14 protein-coding genes are annotated in these 15634 nt (G+C 52.7%); 5 read left to right on the top strand and 9 right to left on the bottom strand.

From position 1 onward, the window contains the following. The first annotated feature begins 1 nt into the window (after nucleotide 1). Both nrdD and nrdG read left to right on the top strand, forming a co-directional pair. Nucleotides 2–148 carry an anaerobic ribonucleoside-triphosphate reductase gene (gene nrdD / locus ACJMNB_RS05945; RefSeq protein WP_144264974.1) on the top strand — a complete coding sequence of 49 codons (147 nt, stop codon included), beginning with the start codon at nucleotides 2–4 and terminating at the stop codon, nucleotides 146–148. Between the two features lie 83 nt (nucleotides 149–231). After that, nucleotides 232–795 carry an anaerobic ribonucleoside-triphosphate reductase activating protein gene (gene nrdG, locus ACJMNB_RS05940; protein ID WP_405339952.1) on the top strand — a complete coding sequence of 188 codons (564 nt, stop codon included), beginning with the start codon at nucleotides 232–234 and terminating at the stop codon, nucleotides 793–795. A 3-nt stretch (nucleotides 796–798) separates the two neighbouring features. Here the strand turns inward: nrdG and ACJMNB_RS05935 are convergent, their stop codons facing one another. Continuing rightward, entirely contained in the window at nucleotides 799–1791 is a 993-nt protein-coding gene (locus tag ACJMNB_RS05935; protein WP_405339949.1) for a bile acid:sodium symporter family protein, read from the bottom strand. Nucleotides 1792–1974: 183 nt separating this feature from the next. Then, entirely contained in the window at nucleotides 1975–5082 is a 3108-nt protein-coding gene (locus ACJMNB_RS05930) for a GH116 family glycosyl hydrolase (RefSeq protein WP_405340259.1), read from the bottom strand. Nucleotides 5083–5321: 239 nt separating this feature from the next. Here ACJMNB_RS05930 and ACJMNB_RS05925 point away from each other — a divergent pair, with 239 nt between their 5' ends. The 3 genes from ACJMNB_RS05925 to ACJMNB_RS05915 are packed head-to-tail and all read left to right on the top strand — an operon-like array spanning nucleotide 5322 to nucleotide 8176. Beyond that, entirely contained in the window at nucleotides 5322–6368 is a 1047-nt protein-coding gene (locus ACJMNB_RS05925; RefSeq protein ID WP_405339946.1) for an outer membrane protein, read from the top strand. Between the two features lie 28 nt (nucleotides 6369–6396). Next, the gene (locus ACJMNB_RS05920) at nucleotides 6397–6834 is read left to right on the top strand and encodes a hypothetical protein (RefSeq protein WP_405339943.1); all 438 of its coding nucleotides are present in this window, start codon (nucleotides 6397–6399) and stop codon (nucleotides 6832–6834) included. A gap of 10 nt (nucleotides 6835–6844) precedes the next feature. After that, nucleotides 6845–8176 carry an FISUMP domain-containing protein gene (locus ACJMNB_RS05915; RefSeq protein ID WP_405339940.1) on the top strand — a complete coding sequence of 444 codons (1332 nt, stop codon included), beginning with the start codon at nucleotides 6845–6847 and terminating at the stop codon, nucleotides 8174–8176. Between the two features lie 65 nt (nucleotides 8177–8241). Here the strand turns inward: ACJMNB_RS05915 and ACJMNB_RS05910 are convergent, their stop codons facing one another. The 7 genes from ACJMNB_RS05910 to ACJMNB_RS05880 are packed head-to-tail and all read right to left on the bottom strand — an operon-like array spanning nucleotide 8242 to nucleotide 15631. After that, complete coding sequence (locus tag ACJMNB_RS05910; protein WP_405339938.1) at nucleotides 8242–9675, bottom strand: NADH-quinone oxidoreductase subunit N; 1434 nt, start codon at nucleotides 9673–9675, stop codon at nucleotides 8242–8244. An 8-nt stretch (nucleotides 9676–9683) separates the two neighbouring features. Further along, a complete protein-coding gene (locus tag ACJMNB_RS05905) occupies nucleotides 9684–11195 on the bottom strand; it encodes a NuoM family protein (RefSeq protein ID WP_405339935.1) in 1512 nt (503 codons plus the stop codon). Between the two features lie 14 nt (nucleotides 11196–11209). Further along, nucleotides 11210–13165, bottom strand: a complete 1956-nt coding sequence (gene nuoL / locus ACJMNB_RS05900) for an NADH-quinone oxidoreductase subunit L (protein WP_405339932.1) — start codon at nucleotides 13163–13165, stop codon at nucleotides 11210–11212. Further along, nucleotides 13158–13454, bottom strand: a complete 297-nt coding sequence (gene nuoK, locus ACJMNB_RS05895) for an NADH-quinone oxidoreductase subunit NuoK (protein ID WP_255369194.1) — start codon at nucleotides 13452–13454, stop codon at nucleotides 13158–13160. The genes nuoL and nuoK overlap by 8 nt, the downstream gene beginning before the upstream one ends. Nucleotides 13455–13459: 5 nt before the next feature. Beyond that, nucleotides 13460–14038 carry an NADH-quinone oxidoreductase subunit J gene (locus ACJMNB_RS05890; RefSeq protein ID WP_405339927.1) on the bottom strand — a complete coding sequence of 193 codons (579 nt, stop codon included), beginning with the start codon at nucleotides 14036–14038 and terminating at the stop codon, nucleotides 13460–13462. Then, nucleotides 14038–14511, bottom strand: coding sequence for a 4Fe-4S binding protein (locus ACJMNB_RS05885; RefSeq protein ID WP_297697658.1), 474 nt, complete (start codon nucleotides 14509–14511; stop codon nucleotides 14038–14040). Before ACJMNB_RS05885 ends, ACJMNB_RS05890 begins: the two co-directional genes overlap by 1 nt. Before the next feature lies 1 nt (nucleotide 14512). Continuing rightward, entirely contained in the window at nucleotides 14513–15631 is a 1119-nt protein-coding gene (locus ACJMNB_RS05880; RefSeq protein ID WP_405339924.1) for an NADH-quinone oxidoreductase subunit H, read from the bottom strand. Nucleotides 15632–15634 lie beyond the last annotated feature (3 nt).

Raw genomic sequence — 15634 nt, 5'->3', positions numbered from 1 at the left:
AATGTCCGAAAAAGAACTGAATAAGTATGGCGAAGGTGTTGGCTTCGAACGTATCCGCCGCATCACGGGTTACCTCGTGGGTACAGTTGATCGTTTCAACAACGCCAAGCGTGCCGAAGTGAACGATCGCGTCAAGCACGGAGTGTAATTCCTAGGGAAATCCTAGCAAATTACCTGCTGTAAGATTTCATGGCGGGCAGGTCCCGCCATTCTTTTATTTTGAGAGTGGAAATGGAACAAGAAGAGACACCGAGGCTTCGCATTGCGGGAATCGAACCCGAATCCTTCGTGGATGGACCCGGAATCCGTATGACAATCTTTACCCAGGGTTGTCACCATAATTGCCCCGGGTGCCAAAACCCGCAGACCCACGATTTTAACGGGGGTCATTTTATTGAAATTGACGAAATCCTTGAAATGATCGAGGAAAACCCGTTGCTGGATGGCATTACCTTCAGTGGCGGCGATCCCATGGACCAGGCGGCAGCCTTGATTCCGTTGGCTCGTGAAATCAAGGAACGTGGCATGAACCTGGTCATTTTTACCGGTTATACCTATGAACGCCTGATGGACCTTGCCCACGACCGTCCCGATATGTTCGAACTGTTGACTTTTGCCGACATCCTGATTGACGGTCCGTTCATTATGGCGAAAAAATCCCTGGAAATCAAGTTCCGGGGATCTACAAACCAGCGTATTATCGATGTGCAACAGAGCCTTGTAGAAGGCCATGTGGTGCTTCACCAGATCCAGCTGGACGAAATGAAAGCCCGTCCGGACCTGGTGATGGCATAAACCTTATGCCTTTTTCTTGTCGCGCCAGGCAAAGATGTTGGCGAGTACCGTACCGCTAATGGAATGGTAAGCGCAGCTCAGGGCGCAGGGAACCACACAAAGCACCGCTTCGGGGTGCTGCGCCACATTATCGGGATTCGCGAAGAAGGCGGCCGCAAGAACGGTCGCCATTCCTGCATTCTGAACACCTACTTCGATGGCGATGGTGCGCTTTTTGGCGGTGTTGAACTTGAAAAGACGACCTACGCTATAGCCTAAAACATAGCCCAAGGCATTGTGGCAGAACACCACCGCAAGTACCAAGAAAATGAGGCCGAGGCCGTTTGTCAAAAGTTGCGGACGCACCGTTACGACCACTCCGCCCACAATGCACATAAGGCCAATCACGCTTACGGCGGGCATGTTCGCCTGAATTTCCTTGAATACGGCGCGCTTGCCCAAGAAGTGGTTACAAAGGAAACCGATTGTGATCGGGGCGATGGTTACGTACAGAATGTTCAAGAACATGCCCTTTGCGTTCACGTCGATGCTAGTGTCTGCAAGCCACAAAACCAAAAGCGGGGTCATGATCGGTGCAAGAAGCGTTGAGACCATGGTCATGCTCACCGAATAGGTGACATCGCCTTTGGCAAGGAAACTCATCACGTTGCTAGAAACTCCGCCCGGGCAGCAACCTACCAGAATAATGCCTACGGCCAGGTAAGGGTCGAGTCCGAACAGCTTCGTGAGTCCGAAGGCTACAAACGGCATAATGGTGTACTGTGCGACAGCGCCGAGCAGAATGTGGAGGGGCTGTTTCATCAGGTTTCGCACATCGTCCATCGAAATCGTGAGTCCCATGCTCAGCATGATAATGCCGAGAATGACAGAGGAAACATTCCCGTGCACCCATCCGAAGGCGATGGGGAGGAAGAATGCGACGACTGCGCTTGCGATGACGAATGGGGAAGCGTAAGAAGAAAGAATGCGGCAGAATGCCTTAACTATCTTAAACATGTTGCAAATATAGATATAAAATACCAATGCAAGAACAGCCTGTCCAACGGACAGGCTGTTCTATTTCTGCAAAAACGGAGCTTATAAGTAACACTTGTAAGGCGAGAGAGATAAGTCGTTAAGCGAACATTCCGGAACGGCCATGTGAGCGAGACGAGCTTATCTCTTGAGCCTATTTGAAATTTACTTATAAAGCAAAGCGAAAACCATGCCCGGACGGAAGTACTTACCGGCGGTGTACTTCAGAGCGGTGCTGTGGAGCAGCATGAACAGAGCGCTTGCTTCAACCTTGTTGCTCTTGGCAATGGCGCCGAATGCCTTGGTAAAGGCGGGCAGATTGCGGGGGAGCTTCGGGCTAATGCGGCTGTCGGCAAGGAGGGCGCCCTTCTTCAGGAGTTCCTTGTGCATCTTGTCGGCGGCGGTAGCGCTGAGGCCAAAGGCTTTCACGAGAGCTTCCGGGTGCAGGCGGCAGGAGCCGTTGAATCCTTCCGGTGCGGCGAACGGAATGCGGGCTTCGTCGTAGAGGTTGCGGATCATGGAGTCGCCCATGACGGCAGCTTCTTTTTCGAGGCCGTGGAACATCATGGCGGTCATGATGCTGTACTGAATACCGATCCAAACGTCGTGAGCCTGGAAGTTGAATTCATCCAGCGGAGAACCGTCCTTACGGACAAGGTTAGCGGCACCGATAAGCGGGCTGTTGGCCTTGTAGTTGGTGTTATAGACGCGGAGCAGGTTTGCCTTGGCCTTCTTGCTGTCGCAAATCGGCTTCAGGTCCAAGAGTCGCAGGTACGTGTCGGCGAGCATCGTGTCGGCAAAGACGTCATCGCAGTCATTGGTAATCTTGGCGTTCCAAGAAGCGGTAAAGGCTTCCTTGCACTGGGCGGTGAGCCATGCCTTCTTGAGGCCGCGGAGTTCATTCTTCGAAAGTTCCACGTCGCTCGGGATTTCGCCGGCGTTGAGCCATTCGTTGATAGCCTTGAGGGAGGCCTTCACATCGCTTGCGTCGATGACGAGTGTTTCCTTGATGGCGTCAGCCAGTTTCGGGAGCTTGTCGGCAACAACGTCCTTGGCTTCCATCGGAGTCACGAAGAAGTGGTAGTAGCCTTCGGCGTCGTCCCACAGGGCTTCGTCGAATTCCTTGTTGGCGGCGTCTGCCTTGGCGTTCCAAGTGTCAGCCTGCTGCTTGTCGCCGAGGATTTCAGCAATCTTTGCTGCAGCGCGGAGGCCTGCAATCCAGAGGCTACCGCAGTACACGGAAATGCCGTGGCTGGAGAGGTTGTCGAAGGTGTCGTCGGTACCGTGGGTGAGCGGGAAGTTTTCGCCTTCATTCACCATCTTTTCGAGGTACTGCATGGCGGCGTAAACGGCTTCCTTGCAATCCTGCAGGTTCTGCATGTCCTGAGTCTTGTGGAAATGACGGAGAACCATCAGCACATACTTCGGAGCGAGATCCTTCCATTCCTTCACATTGTGCCAGTCGTAGGCATCGGGTTCAGCGTCGAAGGGACTTCCGAGGTCGTGAATCACGGCGCCACGAACAGCGCGGGGGCCTTCGAGTTTCGGATCCGGAAGGTCCGCGAACGGGTGGTTCACGTATTCATGGTGACGGCGACGGTTTTCGTTCACGGCGAGAATGGCGTCACCAAAGCGCTTCATCACCACACCGTCGAGGCGCGGCATCAGAGCCATGAGGCTGAAGCTACCGTAGAAGTAAACGTCGAGAGAGTTGAAGAACGGATAGTCGGCGCATTCGCGAACCAGGAAGCGGTCGTCCTTGTCCCACACGGTGGCTTCGGCGAGGAAGCTAAGGGTGTTGATAGCGAGGCTCTTGAATTCGTCCTGCTTGGCGGCCGTCTTGTAAATCTTGGCCACAGCCTTTTTCGGAACCAAGTTTTCGAAGGCCTTGAGGCGAGCGTCGAAGTTCTTGTCGGCGGCCAAGGCTTCGTCGAGCATGGCTTCTACGCGGCCGAATGCTTCGGGGTAGAAGGCTGTGTACTTCTTGGCGGAAGTGAGCTTGTTCAGCTTGATTTCGGGGAAGTCCAGCACCAGGTTGAACTGGAAGCTGACCTTCTGCTTCGGCTTGAGAACGACGGTCACGGCAACGGCGCCGGCCATAGTTTCGCGGCCGCTATAAACATTCTTCACCCAGGATTCGCTGACGCGGCCGCTACGGAGAGCGCCCTTCAGCACGGAGGCTGCGTCGTCCTGATAGAACATCGGCTTCACGGAAACGTTCAGGTTGTCCTTCTTGTTCCAAGCAACGGAAACGCCCATGCAACCGTTGAAGTCGCTTTCGGCGAGAGCCTTTTCGTTGTAGAACTGCAGACCGCGAACTTCGCGACCGTCGCTAGCCTGCTTGCTGAACTTCACGCCCTTCGGGAAACGAGCGGACGGCACCAGCACGAAGCTGGAGTCCTGCACACCCTGGCGGTCCTTCTTGGCCATGTAACCGGCGATGCAGTCCTGCACCTGCACGATGGTGATTTCGCGGGTTTCCTTGGTGGTATTTTCGAGGGTGAACACGGTGGCGTTCACCGGGAGGCTGGAGAGGCGTTCGTCACCCGGAGTCACGTAGCTGGACTGGGTCTTGGTAATCTGTACACCCTTGCCTTCATACTTGGTTTCGCTCACCGGGTAGAGTGCGCTGTACTGCATCTTGGCGGCATCGTAGCCGTCCTGACCCAGGAACACAGAGTCGTTTGCCCATGCGGCGGTGAGGGCACCCTGACGGGCAACCTTTTCGCCGACAACACCGTTAAAGAAATCGATGACGGCGCTACGGTTGAGTTCTGCACCGGCCTTGTTCAGAAGAGCTGCAGTGCGGTCGCTCCATTCGATGTGCCAGCGTTCAAAAGCGGCAGCATTGTTCTTGAAGAAATCCTTGTCGGCAATGGCCTTGTTGAGCTTGGCTTCGGCCTTCTTCTGGTTGGCAAGTTCTGCGGCGGTAAAGAGAGCTTCGCCCTTGGCGTCTACCAGCGGGTACTTGGCGAGCATCTGAGTGAAACCGGCGAAGTCGCCGATTTCCAGTGCGGCCTTGTCGCTAACGACGGATTCACGGAAGAAGAAGTTGTTGAAGCGGAGGTCGCTCGGCTTTTCGGTACGAACCTGCACGCCCGGCATCACGTTCATCACTGGAGTGGTACCAGCCGGAGTGGTGGTGAAGGTGGAACCGATACCGCCGACTGCGATACCCGTTGTAGAGGGGGTAGTGGAAAGCGGTGTGTACCAGGGCTGGATAAATTCCACGGCAAGGCCCGGGGTCATCAGCTTCTGGACGGAACCGGCCATCTTGGCGCCGGCGAGGTAATCTTTGATGCTCATAGTATATTCCATGAATAGGGTTAATTTTCGTGCTAAAAATTAAAAATTATAAGGGAAAAAGGGTGTTTTTTTAGCGAGAATGTGTATACAAAATGGGTTCCCGTAAAAAAATGGTAATAAAAAGGTGATGAAATGTAAAAATGAGGTCTTCAATTGTTAACGCCTGTCTTAAAAATAAGGTATATTTTTTGTCGTAAGGAGGTCTTATGAAAAAGATTTTGTTTGCAATTGTAGCTTTGTCCGTGGCCCTGTTTGCCGCAGAAAAAGTTTATCTCGCCCCGGTGGGCCTGACTGGCATGCATGGCGATTATGCCGTAGCTTCTTCTAAGTTGATGAAGGCTTATATTGAAGATGACGGTCGCTTTATTCTGGTGGTGGGTTCAAGCCAAGATGGTGTGACTGCCGACAACCAGGAAGCGGTTCGCGCCAAGGCTGTTGAAAAGGGATGCTCCAAGTACATTATCGCTGAATTTACGCGCCTTGGAGAAAGCGTCATCATGTCGTTCAAACTCTACAGCGTCGACAAGGAAGCTCCCATCTGGGATGACCGCCTCAAGGCTCGCAACCCCGATGACTTTGACCCGATTATTCAGCGCGTGGCCCGCAATATCGGCACCAAGAACAAGGCTGTGGACGATTCCGATATTTACAGCGTGACCGAACAGGAAACGAAGACTCCCAAGCGCAAGGGCGTAAATGCCTATATCGGTATGTCCGTGGGCGGCCTCATGGCTGTTCAGCCCGAAGTGGAAGTGTTTGCAGGACTTGATTTCTGGCTGCTCTACGATGCCCAGGTTATTTTGTTCGGCATCGACTGGGATATGTACGGCTTGGGTGGCGATACTCCTCTTGACTACATGGACTTTGCCATTTCTGCCTATTACCCCTTTGGCACCAGGGCCATTACTCCCTTTGTGGGCGGTGGTCTTGCCTTTAGCCAGACTGAATACGAAAGCAAGGTCCCGAGGGCAGAACGTTATACCGATAGCGATGTCTACTCTTACAATTATCGCAGTGACGACTACGAATACAACGATGAAAGCTCGGGCCTTACGGGTTTCGTCGGCGGCGGTGTGATGTTTAACCGTTCTAGCCGCGTGATGTTCGTTGCTCAAGTAAAGTACATGCTCAACTTCTACAAGAACGATATCTACAAATCGAAAAAGGACGAAAAGGGCAATACGATTATTTCCGTCAAGGATCACGCCATTCAGGGTATGATTTTCAACGTGGGTATCGGTTACGGGTTCTAGCATGTTTGCTAAACGTATGAGCCGGATAATGCTAGTCGCTTTTTCGGCGGCAATGCTTTCCGGCTGCTATTTTGGGCGTTCAACCATTAGGACGTCAGATGGTGGAAGTTACGACATCTATGCCGATGGACGCTATGTTTGTTCCACCGATGAAGATTGCTCTATTGGAACTCGCGGAGCGATGGGCAAGACCCTTTTTGAAGCCCAGAAAGGTGAAACGGTTGTAGGTCAGGATATTGTGGCCCGTGAGATCACGTTTGCAAGCGTTATCTGGATGCCTTTCACCTATTGTCTTTCGCTGTTTGTCTATCAGGCATATCCAGACGAAATTGTAATTCCCATTGATCAGGACAAGGTGGCTCAAACAACCACTTCCTGGCAGCCGGGAACGTCTACGGTTCCTTCGGCATCATCCGAGACGAACAATGCGACGGGTGGAAGCGTCTGGGATAAACCCATTTATTAATTGAGGTCCTATGAAGACTTTGTGGAGCCTTGTTTCGGGAGCATTTTTATTTTCCGTATTCCTTTCGGCGTGTTCAGAAGGCGAAGAAGAGGTGGTCAAGACCATCTCTGACTACGAAATGAACGGGATGACTATCAAGAATGGAATCTATACCGATAAGCGGAATGATCGCGAATACCGGATTGTGAAAATCCCCAAGCCTCTTGCATTGGCAAACGATTTCAACTTGTGGTTTGCAGAAAATTTGGATTATGTCGATTCTACGCTAGAAAAGATTTCCTGGTGCTATGAAGACCGCAAGGATAGCTGCAAGGTTTACGGCCGACTCTATACTTGGGAGGCTGCCCAGAAGGCTTGTCCGGAAGGTTGGCATTTGCCTAGTCATGAAGAGTGGAGCGAGCTTTATCAAGCCGTGGGGGACAGAATTGAACCTGCAGGAACCAAGCTGAAAACCATTGACCATTGGCAGAATGCAGAATCAGTTTTGCAAGGTTCGAACCGTTTTGGCTTTTATGGACTCCCTGCGGGCCGAAAGAATGTGGAAGGCGGTTGGCTGCCTACGGGCAAGTTCGCTTATTTTTGGACGAGTTCGGTTTATGCAGATGACATTGCCTATGGTTGGCAGCTGACTTATGAGACGGACATGTTCAACTATGGGGAATATTACAAGGGCCATGGCATGTCTGTGCGTTGCATGGCGAATTATCCGTCATCTTGGGACCATAATGATATTCATATAGAAGGGGACTTTGATTCTACCTATCTAGATGAAATTCCGCTTCATACGGGGACATTAAAATACGAAGGCCAGACATACAAGACTGTTGAAATATGGGGAAAGACCTACATGGCCGAAAACATGAATTATAAAACAGGCAATAGCTGGTGCTATAACAATAGTGCCGATTCCTGCAAAAAGTATGGTCGCCTCTACGATAAGGAAACTGCCGCTAAGGTTTGCCCTGACGGTTGGAAGCTGATGACGATTACAGTTTCTGATGAAATAGATACCAGCGAACGCGCTGCCGTTTTGCGTGCCATGGGTACATCCCGAGCCCTTTATGATTATACGGCAGAGGAAACGAAGTCGGCAGAAGGATGGGCGAAGGAACCTGGCAACAATTTGTCTGGCTTCAACCTGCTTCCGGCCGGTGGCTATGATGTTGGCAGCGAGTCCTTCTTTGATATGGGCTATACGGCCTATCTGTGGGTGAACAGGGAGCTTGTTGCAGAAGGCACTAACGATGTCGTTTCTGTTGCCCTGCGGTATTTTGACGTGAATTTTAATCTGGCAGAAAATGGCGAAGACTTTGCCTACGCTGTCCGTTGCATGAAAGAATAAACCTTAAATTTCCCACTAAAAAAGACCCGTTTGTAACGGGTCTTTTTTGCTTGTTTTAATTCTATTTAAAACGTAAATCCAGCGAAGATGTTGTCACTGAGGAACGGCAATACGCCGAGAACAATCACCGCTACCGTCAAGAGTCCAATCACGGCGCGCTGACGCTTGGTCATGCGCAGCGGATTCAAGTGGTCATCCGTTTCATCAATCCAGGCGCTCTTGATCAGCTGCAAGTAGTAGAACAGTGCAAGCACGTTGTTCAGTACGGCGAAGGCGACAATGCCGTAGTGTCCGGTAGCGGCACCACTGAAGAACAGGTGGAACTTACCGAAGAACCCAGCAAGGGGCGGAATGCCTGCAAGGCTGAACATGGCAACGGCAAGAGCAATGGCAAGCATGGGTTTCTGCTTGGAAAGTCCACGCAAGGAATTGAAGGTTTCTTCGCGGTGGTGACCGATAATGCCGAAGATAAAGAAAGCCAGGTAGTTGGATACCGCGTAAACGAACAGGTAGTAGATAATGGCTGTCTTTGCAGTGGCTGCCGGACCGAGGAGGGCTACCATGATGTAGCCGGCTTGGGCAATAGAACTGTAGGCCATGAAGCGGCGGAGCCTTGTCTGCTTCAAAGCGCCCAAGTTACCGACAAAGAGGGTTGTACCTGCCAGCAGGGCGATGAAGGGGGCAATTTGCTCTTGAATCGGAGCCAGGGGGCCAAAGACGAGAACCACGAGGAAGGCGATAGCGGTTGCCTTCGAGGTCACCGAGAGAATGGCGGTTACCGGCGTGGGAGCGCCTTCATAAACGTCGGGGGCCCAAGTGTAGAACGGGAACAGGGTGAGCTTGAAACCGATACCTGCAAACAGGAACAGCACGGCAATCCACAGAAGTGGAGAGGGACCGCTTGCCACGGCGTCTTGAATGGCGTCGAAGTGAATGGAGCCCGCAAAGCCGTAAAGATAGCTGAATCCGAAAAGTTCAAAGGCTGTGGCTACGGAACCCATCAGGATGTACTTGGTGGCTGCTTCGGAACCGTATTGGTCTTGCTTGTTCCAAGCGGCAAGGGCGTACATGGGGATGGTGGCAATTTCAAGGCCCAAGAAGAACGTGAGCAGATCGCAGGCAGAAACGACGGTGACTCCGCCGAAGGTAGCGAAGGCGACCGTTCCGATAAATTCTGCAATCTGGTGCATGGCGGGCTTTCCGTCGCCGCCGTGTTCAAAGTAATCCTTGGCAAGCCAGATTCCGAGAATGGCCGATACCATGAGGACTTCGCGCATGAGCACGCCAAAGTCGTCGATGTGCCAGTTGCTAATGAAGAATCGGCCCGTTCCACTGGCCAGCGGAATGAAGTTCAGCAACACGAAAATCAGAATGAATCCGATGTTCGCGATGCGCCAGGACACCTTGGAACGGTTGGTGCAAAAGAGCCTACTCCCGATAACGATAAACGGGAATAAAAGCAGTAGCAGGTCTGGGATAATGAAGTTCTGTATATACATGGTAAAATCTATAATGCGGAGTTAATCTTTGCAAAAATAGGTGCTATACTCTGGTCAAGCATGTCTGCAATCCATCCGGGGAACACACCAATCAAAAGGAGGCAAAGTACCAGCACCACCACCACAATCTTTTCGCGGAAGCAAGCGTCGGTAAGCGATTCGTACTTGGCGGGCATATTGCCGTGCAACATGCGGTTTGCCGTTTGCAAGATGTAGACTGCCGTTGTGGTAATCGAGAGAATTGCAAGCACCGTCACAACGCGGGTGATGGTGGAATCTTGCTGGAAGGCTCCGATAAAGATGTTGCTTTCGGCAATGAATCCGCTGAAGCCCGGCAGGCCGAGGCCGGCAAAGCCTGCAATCACAAAGCCCACACCAAGGAAGGGGAGCTTGCGCATGATGCCGCCCATTTCGGTGATGTCGCGGGTGTGGGTGCGTTCGTAAATCATGCCGATGGTGGCGAAGAACAGGCCCGTCAAGAAACCGTGAGAAATCATCTGGAGGCTGGCGCCGCGGAGACCCACGGGAGTCATGGCTGCAAGGCCGAGGAATATCAAGCCCAGGTGGCTAATGGAACTGTAGGCGGTAATGTACTTGAGGTCTTTGTGGCGAAGCGCAATGAAGGGACCAAGCACCACGTTAAAGATCAGGAGTGCTACCACGTAGGGGAGCCAGATCTTGGCTGCTTCAGGCATCAGGAACATGGCAACGCGCAAGCAACCGTAGGCGCCCATCTTCATCATCACGCCTGCAGCCAGCATGGAAACGGCTGTCGGAGCTGCCGAGTGGCCATCCGGACTCCAGAAGTGGAACGGGAACAGGGAACTGGAAACGGCGAAGCCCATGAACATGAGGGGGAATGCCCACATCTGGAAATCCATGGGAAGCGTCACCTTGGAAAGCTCCACGATGCTCCAGCTGCTGATTCCGCTTTCGAAATAAAGACCGAATAGTGTTGCCAAGATCATGGAAGATCCGAAGGCCAGCGTCAAGGTCAGCTTTTTACCGCCGTAGTCCTTGCGGCCCGAACCGTAGCCTGCAATCATCAGGTACATGCACAGGGCTTCCATTTCGTAGAATACAAAGAACAGCACCAAGTCCATGCTCATGAACACACCGTAGACGCTGGTGGCCAAAAGCTGGATGAGAGCGAAGAATACCTTCTGGTTGCCCTTGATGTTCCAACTGACGAGAATGCCGCCCCAGACGATCACTGCCGTCAGGAACAACAAGAACATGTTCAGACCATCGGCGCCGACAGAGTAGTGGGCGTTCAATGTGTGAATCCAAGGGATGTCCATGTAGTAGTGGAGCAAAAGCGGAGCTGAATCTTTAGCGGCGCTTTCGATGCCGAGCTTGTAAAGGTGATAGGTTAAATAGCCTACAAGCAACAGCACGAGTGTTCCCGAGAATGCATGGATGGTCTTGAGGAGCGATTCCTTATGGGACGGAATCGGAGCGCAGACCAGCACCGTGAAAAGCGGGATAATCCAGATGAAGTTAAAAAGCAAAGTATCCATAATCAAACCTTACCTTACAGCGGAAGCTGTCCCAAAAAGCGCCACAACAAAAGGCCGACAATCAGGGTGCCCAAGTAGAAACTCAAATTGCCACCCTGGGCGAAGCGTACCAGGTCACCCAGCTTATGAACAAACCAGACGCAGAAGGCGAGAATTCCTTCGATAATGTAGTCTTGAATGAATCGGGCCACGCGGGCGATGCCGCCAATGACAAACTGGCGAACCACGGCGTAGTACATTTCGTCGAAGTAGAACTTGTGATAGACCACTTTGTAGAGACCGCTGCGGTTGGTTTCGTCGAGGGCGCGTTCCACTTTAGCCTTGGGGCTTGCGTAGAAGAACCAGGCAATCAAGAGGGCGACGGCTGCTACAGCCACGGCAACGTAGGGAATCCATTCGGCGTGGGGGAGCAATACCAGCTGCGGGACGCGGAGTCTACCCGGCACGAAGTAATGTTCGAAGAGACTCTTGCCCAAGATACCGCTCAGGAGAGCCGGTACCGCGAGAATCACAATGGGAAGCGTCATGAAGAAGTCTTCGTGCACATGGCCTTCGGCAACGGACTTGCAACGGGGCTTGCCGTGGAAGGCGAGGAAGAACAGACGGAACATGTAGAAGGTGGTGAGGCCGCTGGTGAGGAGTGCCAAGGCGAATACCACGTAGTGGTGACCCTGGAAGGCTGCCAAGATGATTTCGTCTTTCGAGAAGAATCCGGAGAAGGGCGGAATGCCTGCGATAGCCAGCACGCAGATGAGGCTGCTCCAGTAGGTCAAGGGCATCTTCTTGCGGAGACCGCCCATGGCATCGAGATCGTTGGTATGCACCTGGTGAATCAGGCTACCGGCAATCAAGAACAAGGCGCACTTGAAGAAGGCGTGAGTGAAAATGTGGAAGGTGGAGGCTGTCCAACCGGTGGTAATCACTGCGTCGCCGATTTTGCAGGCGCCCAGCGCAAACATCATGTAGCCCAGCTGCGAAAGGGTTGAGTAGGCGAGAATGCGCTTGATGTCTTTTTGCGTGCAGGCAATGACTGCGGCAAAGACCATCGTGAAAGCGCCCACCCACATGATCAGCGTGAGGGAGTTGCCGCAAACGGCAAAGAAGGGGAAAAGTCTTGCAACCAGGTAAACGCCGGCCACCACCATGGTGGCACTGTGAATGATAGAAGAAACCGGGGTCGGACCTTCCATGGCGTTCGGCAACCAAATATGCATCGGGAACATGGCGGACTTGCCCCAGCCACCCGTAAAGATCAGGATAGAACCGAGAATGAGGGCGTCAGCCTTGGTGACCACCGTCAAGCCCAAATCAATGGTTTCTTTTCTGAAAGCGGAAAGGGTGAGACCGTTCAAGGTAAAGAAATCAAAGCTCTGCACCACATAGCTCACGATCACGATGCCCAGCAAGAAGAAGCTGTCGGCAAAGCGGGTGAGAATGAAGGCTTGCTTCGAGGCGCTCACGGCCGAGGGCTTATGGTACCAGAAACCGATGAGCAGGTAGCTGGAAACGCCCACCAGTTCCCAGAAGATGAACATCTGGAAAAGGTTGGTGGCGGCGACGAGGCCCAGCATGCTGAAGCTGAACAGCGAAAGGATGGAGAAGAATCGGCCGGAACTGCGGTCGCCCCTCATGTAACCAATGCTGTAGATGTTCACCAGGAAAGAAATGACCGTGACCACCACAAGCATCATGACGGACAGCGGATCAATCAGAAGCCCGATGTTTGCGGCGAAATTTTCGGCAAATCCAATGAAGGGGAACTGGAAAAGGACCGCTTTCTGGGGTGCGAATGTAGAACCGAAATAGTGGACTGCCACAATCAGGGCGGCAATCATCGCGATTCCGTTACCGATGACGGCGAAGCCTGCGGCGGCTTTGTCCGATTTACGGCCCAAGAAGAGTCCGTTTACCGCGAATACGAGAAGCGGCATCAAGAAAATCAGGTAGCTGATGGAAACGTCATTAATCATGGAGGTCCCTCAACTGTTCAACGTCCAGACTCTTGTAGCGGCGATACATGGACACGATAATGGCAAGTGCGATTGCCATTTCACAAGCGGTCACTGCAATCACGAAGATGCTGAAGAGCGCTCCTGCGGTAGAGTCCTTCGCGCTAAAGTAGGCAAAAGAAATAAAGTTGATGTTGGCAGCGTTCAGCATGAGTTCGATGGAAATCAGCATGCCAATCAAGTGGCGGCGACGCATCAGGCCCCAGACGCCAATGCCGAACAGCAAAAACGCAAGAATGAGACAATTCATCAAAGTCATTTTTCTTCGTCCTCCTTACCTTTACGGGCGATAGTGATGGCGCATACCAGAGTCATCAACAGGAGAATACTTACTACTTCAAAAGGAATCACGAAGCCATCGGGGCCGTATCCCAAAAGCCTGAGAGCGAATGCCTTTAACGAGGCGTAGCCTTCAGGGGCAGCCACCGCGCTGGTGGAAAGACCTTCAATGGGCAACAGGCACTTGACCATGATCAGGGTGAAAATAATGGAGAGGGCGAAAGCCGCAAAGACTCGCGGGATTTTCACGGCGAAGGCGTCTTCGCCGAGGCGGCTTGTCAAGAGAATGGTGAATACCACGAAAATCACCACGCCGCCCACATAGACCATCACCTGTGCCAGGGCCGTAAATTCGGCGTGCAGCAGCAAGTAAAGGATGGCGGTTCCCACAAAGGAGAAAATCAGGAACACGGCGCTCTGCAGAATGTTCTTGACGGCTACCGTGCAGACGGCGGTCACCAACATAAAGAGAGCGACTACATAAAATGCAAGATCCATGCCGCCGGTGGGGAAGGCAAGGTTTTGGGGAATTAAACCGGAAAGCGTTGCAAGCATTAGCCTTGGCCCTCCTTCTTGTTAAGAATCATTTCAAGCGTGTTCGGGTCAGTAGTTGCGACTTCGAAGGCCTGGCTCATGCGGATGGCTCCAAAGGGGCAGGCTTCTACGCAAAGGCCGCACTGGGTGCAACTGGCGAAATGGTAAACGTAGCGGCCCAGCACCTTCTTACCAGCGATGTTCTTGGTCGAAAGCACGTTAATGGAGGCGTTGGGACAGGCTCGTTCGCACATGCCGCAGGCGGTGCAGTGGTTGTTGCCGTCGGCGTCTTCGATCATTTCGAGACGGCCACGGTAACGTTCGTGCATCTTGAGAGTCTTCCTGTTCTCGGGGTATTGTTCCGTAACAATGCGCCGAGGGTCAAAAAAGTACTTTAGTGATACGGACAAACCGCAGATAAGGCTCCACGGGCCCGTAATACAGCGCTTCAGGTAGCGCTTGATGTATCGACGTGTTGAAATTCGTTCTTGCATATTAGACCAAAATCATGTAAACTGCGCCGGCGGCCAGGAGAACCAGGTTTACCGGCAAAAGGAACTTCCATTCAAAGGCCATGAGTTGGTCCACACGGGGGCGGACAAAGGTCCAGCGAACCATCATGTAGCACCAGATCATAAAGTAAATCTTCGCGAAGAACCACACGAAACCGGGAACCATCTGCAGGTGGGTATCGATTGCTTCGATGCCGATGCAGGGGGCATGGAAACCGCCCAAGAAGCAGGTGGCGGCCAAAGCCGAGTTGGTGACCAGGGCGATGTATTCGGCCAGGTAGAACATGGCGAACGGAGTGCCGTTGTATTCCGTGTGGTAACCACCGGTGAGTTCCTGTTCCGCTTCGGCAATGTCGAAGGGGGCGCGGTTCATTTCGGCGGTACTAGAAATGAAGAACAGAATAAAGGCGATGAATCCGATGACCGGAATCTTGAAGATATACCAGTCGGCGATGGTACCGGATTGACCGAGCGTAATATCCATGAGGTTCGTGGAACCGGAAACCATCACGACGAACAAGAGGATCATGGCGAAAGAGATTTCGTAGCTGATCATCTGGGCGCCGCTACGGAGGGCTCCGAGCAAGGAATACTTGTTGTTACTGCTCCAGCCGCCCAGCAAAATGCCCAGCACGCCAAAGCCGTTCACGGCGATGATCATGGGGATGCCCATGTCGATATCGGCAACCACCAGGTTCTTGTCAAAGGGAATCAGGGCGCAAACGATAAACGGGGCGATGAGCACGATAAGCGGAGCCACGTAGAACATCAGCTTGTCGGCGCCACTGGGGGAGTAGACTTCCTTGAAGAGCATCTTGATCACGTCGGCGATGGTCTGCAGAGTACCGTGCCAGCCGAGGCGCATGGGGCCCAAACGGCATTGTACATGGGCGCAAACCTTGCGTTCCATGTAGATAAGAATCGGTGCAGAGCCGATGTTCACCGCGCAAACGGCCACGATGCAAATCACGGCGTTCACGAGGAAGGCGGTGATGCTGTCGAGAGTCGCATTGTGCAAGGCATCCGGCAAGTATGCCGTGAGTTTAGGAACCCAGTCGCGAACGAAGTCGCCAATCGGATGTGTTACAGAAGGTACAAACATAAA

Source organism: Fibrobacter sp., from assembly GCF_045131395.1.
Lineage (GTDB): Bacteria > Fibrobacterota > Fibrobacteria > Fibrobacterales > Fibrobacteraceae > Fibrobacter.
Note: the sequence above shows the minus strand (reverse complement) of the source record. Positions and strands in the feature narration are given on the sequence as shown.

Coding starts and splice junctions, on each gene's coding strand:
- nrdD (WP_144264974.1), top strand. CDS start 2: ATGTCCGAAAAAGAACTGAATAAGTATGGCGAAGGTGTTGGCTTCGAA.
- nrdG (WP_405339952.1), top strand. CDS start 232: ATGGAACAAGAAGAGACACCGAGGCTTCGCATTGCGGGAATCGAACCC.
- ACJMNB_RS05935 (WP_405339949.1), bottom strand. CDS start 1,791: ATGTTTAAGATAGTTAAGGCATTCTGCCGCATTCTTTCTTCTTACGCT.
- ACJMNB_RS05930 (WP_405340259.1), bottom strand. CDS start 5,082: ATGGCCGGTTCCGTCCAGAAGCTGATGACCCCGGGCCTTGCCGTGGAA.
- ACJMNB_RS05925 (WP_405339946.1), top strand. CDS start 5,322: ATGAAAAAGATTTTGTTTGCAATTGTAGCTTTGTCCGTGGCCCTGTTT.
- ACJMNB_RS05920 (WP_405339943.1), top strand. CDS start 6,397: ATGCTAGTCGCTTTTTCGGCGGCAATGCTTTCCGGCTGCTATTTTGGG.
- ACJMNB_RS05915 (WP_405339940.1), top strand. CDS start 6,845: ATGAAGACTTTGTGGAGCCTTGTTTCGGGAGCATTTTTATTTTCCGTA.
- ACJMNB_RS05910 (WP_405339938.1), bottom strand. CDS start 9,675: ATGTATATACAGAACTTCATTATCCCAGACCTGCTACTGCTTTTATTC.
- ACJMNB_RS05905 (WP_405339935.1), bottom strand. CDS start 11,195: ATGGATACTTTGCTTTTTAACTTCATCTGGATTATCCCGCTTTTCACG.
- nuoL (WP_405339932.1), bottom strand. CDS start 13,165: ATGATTAATGACGTTTCCATCAGCTACCTGATTTTCTTGATGCCGCTT.
- nuoK (WP_255369194.1), bottom strand. CDS start 13,454: ATGAATTGTCTCATTCTTGCGTTTTTGCTGTTCGGCATTGGCGTCTGG.
- ACJMNB_RS05890 (WP_405339927.1), bottom strand. CDS start 14,038: ATGCTTGCAACGCTTTCCGGTTTAATTCCCCAAAACCTTGCCTTCCCC.
- ACJMNB_RS05885 (WP_297697658.1), bottom strand. CDS start 14,511: ATGCAAGAACGAATTTCAACACGTCGATACATCAAGCGCTACCTGAAG.
- ACJMNB_RS05880 (WP_405339924.1), bottom strand. CDS start 15,631: ATGTTTGTACCTTCTGTAACACATCCGATTGGCGACTTCGTTCGCGAC.